General features: G+C 48.5%; 2 tRNA genes. Both read left to right on the top strand.

The annotated features are described in order from the left end of the window. Positions 1 to 52 precede the first annotated feature (52 nt). Positions 53 to 126: transfer RNA gene (locus LC454_RS26315), tRNA-Ile, on the top strand. Between the two features lie 12 nt (positions 127 to 138). Next, positions 139 to 212, top strand: a tRNA-Ala gene (locus LC454_RS26310). The last annotated feature ends 52 nt before the right edge of the window (positions 213 to 264 follow it).

Here is a 264-nt window from a genome sequence, read left to right as displayed (position 1 = left end):
TGCCCGCCCCTAGAAGGAGCAGGACCGAGAGAGATAGATGAACAGAATAGCTAGTCCCGTAGCTCAGTTGGTTAGAGCACTACACTGATAATGTAGGGGTCAGCAGTTCAAATCTGCTCGGGACTACGAAAAAAAAGAGGGGAATTAGCTCAGCTGGCTAGAGCACCTGCCTTGCACGCAGGGGGTCAACGGTTCGAATCCGTTATTCTCCACGAGCTAGTATTGCGATATTAGTATTGAGAATTGTGATGATTTTATGGCGAC

The sequence above is a fragment of the Sphingobacterium sp. GVS05A genome (assembly GCF_019969845.1).
Classification (GTDB): Bacteria; Bacteroidota; Bacteroidia; order Sphingobacteriales; family Sphingobacteriaceae; genus Sphingobacterium.
This window is presented reverse-complemented; position numbering and strand designations above follow the sequence as displayed.